Here is a 3610-nt window from a genome sequence, read left to right as displayed (position 1 = left end):
GTCCTGGACTGCCACTGCTGCCCCCTGCCCCTTGGACGTGCCGCTTCGCGCTGCTACGCCTTCTCGATCGCGAGCTCTACCGTCGCACCGCCCCACCCTTCAGGTCTATCGAATCTTTTTGATCATTCCTTTCATCTGAACTGAACAGTTCACCCGCCGAAGGCCCTCCTTTCGGAGCGGCCACCTTCCCCTGCCCCAGCAGCGTCGCCCCGAGCGCGATCGCCATGCCCAGGAGCTGCACCGGCGTCAGCGCCTCCCCCAGCGCCGCCCAGCCGATCACCGCGGCGGTCAGCGGCGACAGGGGCCCCAGGAAGGTCACCGAGGTCGCGGTGAGCCGGCCTATGCCACGGAACCACAGCCAGTACGCGACCGCCGTGTTCACCAGCGCGAGGTAGAGGTAGCCGCCGACGGCCCGCCCGTCCAGGGCCGGCGGCGCGCCCTCCACCAGGAGGGCGACGGGTGCGATCAGCAGTCCGCCCGCGGTCAGTTGCCAGCCGGTCATCACCAGCGGGCCCACGCCGTCCGGGCGCCCCCAGCGCTTGGTCAGCACCGTGCCCGCGGCCATCGACGCGGAGGAGGTGAGGGCCGCCAGCACCCCCAGGGCGTCCAGCACGGCGGTGGCGCGCAGCACCACCAGGCTCACACCGAGCGCGGCGGCGATCCCGGTCAGCAGGGTGCGTACGGTCGGCTTCTCACTCAGCAGCAGTACGGCGAGCCCGGCGACCCACAGCGGCGCCAGCGAGCCGAAGACCGCCGCCATGCCGCCCGGCAGCCGGTACGCGGAGAGGAAGAGCAACGGGAAGAACGCCCCGATGTTCAACGCCCCGAGTGCGACCACCTTTCCCCACCAGACACCGCGCGGCAGCGTTCTGGCGATCGCGAGCAGGGCGAGCCCGGCGGGCAGAGCACGCATCAGGCCGGTGAAGAGCGGCCGGTCGGGCGGCAGGAATTCGGTGGTGACGGCGTACGTCGAGCCCCACGAGATGGGCGCGAGCGCGGTGAGCGCGATGGTCCCGGCACGGTTCATGACTGCACTGACCCCCCGAGGTCGGACTGCGAAGAGAAAGGCCGACCAAAACAGGTCGACAGCAACTAGCTTACTCGCAAGCTACTTTCCTGCAAGCTACTTTCTTGCGGTCGACCTGAACTCTTCGGATACTGCGCAACATGACGACCAAGCCCAGCAGGACCTCCGACGCCGCCAAGCCGGCCGGCAAGGACCCCGTCGACGCCATCACGGCCCAGTGGGCCGAGGTTCGCCCCGACCTGGACACCGCCCCGATGGCGGTCTTCGGCCGCGTCTACCGCGTCGCGCGCGCCATGGGCGACCGCATCGAGAAGGCGTACGACCGGTTCGGGATCGCGCGCGGCGAGTTCGACGTGCTCGCGACCCTGCGCCGCTCCGGCGAGCCGTACACGCTCTCGCCGCGCCAGCTCTCCGCGACGCTGATGCTCACGACCGGCGGGATGACGGGCCGGCTCGACAAGCTGGAACGGGCCGGACTGCTCAGCCGCAGCCCCGACCCCCACGACCGGCGCGGGCTGCGGGTGACGCTCTCCGAGCGCGGCCTGGCGATCGTCGACGAGGCCGTGGTGGCGGGGCTGGAGATCCAGCACGAGGCACTCGAAGGGCTCAGCGAGGACCAGGTGGAGCAGCTCCAGGAGCTTCTGCGCCTGCTCCTGGCCGGCAGCACCCGTGACTGACGGGGTACCGGACTACGGCCGCCCCACGCCTGCGCCCACGGCGCACCCCGAAAACAGCCGGGGGCGCCCCGTGGAGGCACCCCGAGAACGGCCGAGGGCGCCCCCATGGAGGCGCCCTCGGAAAACCGTCGTGACCGTCGTAACGGCCGTATCCGTCGTATCCGTACGGAAGGTCAGCTCTGCTTCTTGGACTTGTCCAGCACCATGACGAGTCCCGCGATCACCACGAACAGCGCGATCGGAGCCACGACATACAGGCCGAGCGTCTCGGCCACACTCAGGCCGGACCCCGGATCGTCACCGTCGTCGGGCGTGAGCGCGAGCGCGGGGGACGACATGAGCAGCATCATCAGCGTCGTACCGGCCGCGACAGCACCGGCGCGCAGGGCGTTGTTCTTGTCCACGGTGCCAACCTAGCGAACGCCTAGGCGGGCCGCGCGCCCGGGGGTGCCGTACGGGGCCGGAAGGCGGCGACGAGGTCGTGCAGGCGGGGTGACGAGGCCAGGTCCTCCAGGGTGGTGGGGCGCCCTTCGGCGTCGGCGAGCGGCAGGCGCCAGTTCGGGTACTGGTCCCACGTGCCCGGCAGGTTCTGCGGCCGGCGGTCGCCCACCGCGTCCGGCAGCCAGATGCCGATCATCCGGGCCGGGGTGCGCAGCAGGAACCGGTACACGGCACGGATCTCGCCCTCCTCGTCGCCCGCGCCCTCCGGCAGCAGGCCGAGCCTGGCCAGGTACGACAGCCAGTCGGCCACTTCCACGGCCGCCTCGGCCCGCTCCTCCTCCAGCGGCCGGGTGAGCAGGCCGAGCCGGTGGCGCAGCGCGACGTGCTCGCCCGTCAGGCGGGCGGCGGTGGACGGCAGGTCGTGGGTCGTCGCCGTGGCCAGGCAGTGTTCGCGCCAGGCGTCCGGGGGCAGCGGTTCGCCCGTACCGGCCCAGTCGCGCTCGAACCACATCACCGATGTGCCGGACACGCCGCGCTCGGCGAGGGCGTCCCGCACCCCCGGCTCGACCGTCCCCAGGTCCTCCCCTATGACGCTCGCCCCGGCCAGGTGCGCCTCCAGCGCGAGGACGGCGAGCATCGCCTCCGCGTCGTAGCGGACGTACGTCCCCTCCGTCGGCCGGAGGCCCTCCGGGACCCACCAGAGCCGGAAGAGGCCCATGACGTGGTCGATGCGCAGGGCCCCGGCGTTGCGCAGCAGCCCGCGCAGCAGGCCGCGGAACGGGGCGTACGCGGCGGCGGCCAGAACATCGGGGCGCCACGGGGGCAGGCCCCAGTCCTGGCCGAGCGCGTTGAAGGCGTCCGGCGGGGCGCCGACGGACATGCCTCGGGCGTACGCGTCCTGCTGCGCCCAGGCGTCCGCGCCGCCCGGGTGCACGCCGACGGCCAGGTCGTGGACGATGCCGACGGGCATGCCGGCCTCGCGGGCGGCGCTCTGAGCGGCGGCCAGCTGGCAGTCGGTGAGCCAGGCCAGCCAGCCGTGCAGGTCGACGCGGTCGTGCAGCTCGTGGCGGGCGCGGGCGACGGCGGCGGAGCGCGGGTCGTCGCGCAGTGCGGCCGGCCAGGTGTGCCAGTCGGGCCCGTGCACCTCGGCGAGCGCGCACCAGGTGGCGTGGTCCTCCAGCGCCGTGCCCTGCTCGGCGAGGAAGTCGCAGTAGGCGGCGCGCCGGCCGGGGCCGAGCGGGACCTGTCGTACGAGCTCCAGGGCCCGCTTCTTCAGCTGCCAGACGGCGTCGCGGTCGATCAGCTCGCCCTTGTTGAGGACGCCGTCGCGCAGGGTGGCGGCCCGGTCGAGCAGCTCGTCGATGCGGGCGCGGTCGGCCGGCGGGACGTGGGCGTACTCCGGGACGTCCTCGACCCGCAGGTGCACGGGGTCGGGGAAGCGGCGCGAGGAGGGGCGGTACGGCGA

Annotated in this window: 4 protein-coding genes; 1 reads left to right on the top strand and 3 read right to left on the bottom strand. The window is 72.9% G+C overall.

The annotated features are described in order from the left end of the window. Nucleotides 1-76 precede the first annotated feature (76 nt). Entirely contained in the window at nucleotides 77-1027 is a 951-nt protein-coding gene (locus E2E34_RS32545; protein WP_138905437.1) for an EamA family transporter, read from the bottom strand. A 140-nt stretch (nucleotides 1028-1167) separates the two neighbouring features. On the opposite strand from E2E34_RS32545, the gene E2E34_RS32540 reads away from it, so the two are divergent. After that, nucleotides 1168-1704 (top strand): MarR family winged helix-turn-helix transcriptional regulator, encoded by a 537-nt coding sequence (locus tag E2E34_RS32540; protein ID WP_138905436.1) that lies wholly within the window; start codon nucleotides 1168-1170, stop codon nucleotides 1702-1704. Nucleotides 1705-1877: 173 nt separating this feature from the next. Here the strand turns inward: E2E34_RS32540 and E2E34_RS32535 are convergent, their stop codons facing one another. Together E2E34_RS32535 and malQ are read right to left on the bottom strand one after the other, a co-directional pair. Beyond that, complete coding sequence (locus E2E34_RS32535) at nucleotides 1878-2108, bottom strand: hypothetical protein (RefSeq protein ID WP_138905435.1); 231 nt, start codon at nucleotides 2106-2108, stop codon at nucleotides 1878-1880. A 20-nt stretch (nucleotides 2109-2128) separates the two neighbouring features. Beyond that, a partial coding sequence (malQ, locus tag E2E34_RS32530; RefSeq protein WP_138905434.1) for a 4-alpha-glucanotransferase occupies nucleotides 2129-3610 on the bottom strand: 1482 nt, incomplete at its 5' end.

This window comes from Streptomyces albidochromogenes (assembly GCF_005981925.1).
Classification (GTDB): domain Bacteria; phylum Actinomycetota; class Actinomycetes; order Streptomycetales; family Streptomycetaceae; genus Streptomyces; species Streptomyces albidochromogenes.
The sequence above is the reverse complement of the archived record's forward strand: the minus strand, read 5'-3'. Positions and strand labels throughout refer to the sequence as shown.

Coding starts and splice junctions, on each gene's coding strand:
- E2E34_RS32545 (WP_138905437.1), bottom strand. CDS start 1,027: ATGAACCGTGCCGGGACCATCGCGCTCACCGCGCTCGCGCCCATCTCG.
- E2E34_RS32540 (WP_138905436.1), top strand. CDS start 1,168: ATGACGACCAAGCCCAGCAGGACCTCCGACGCCGCCAAGCCGGCCGGC.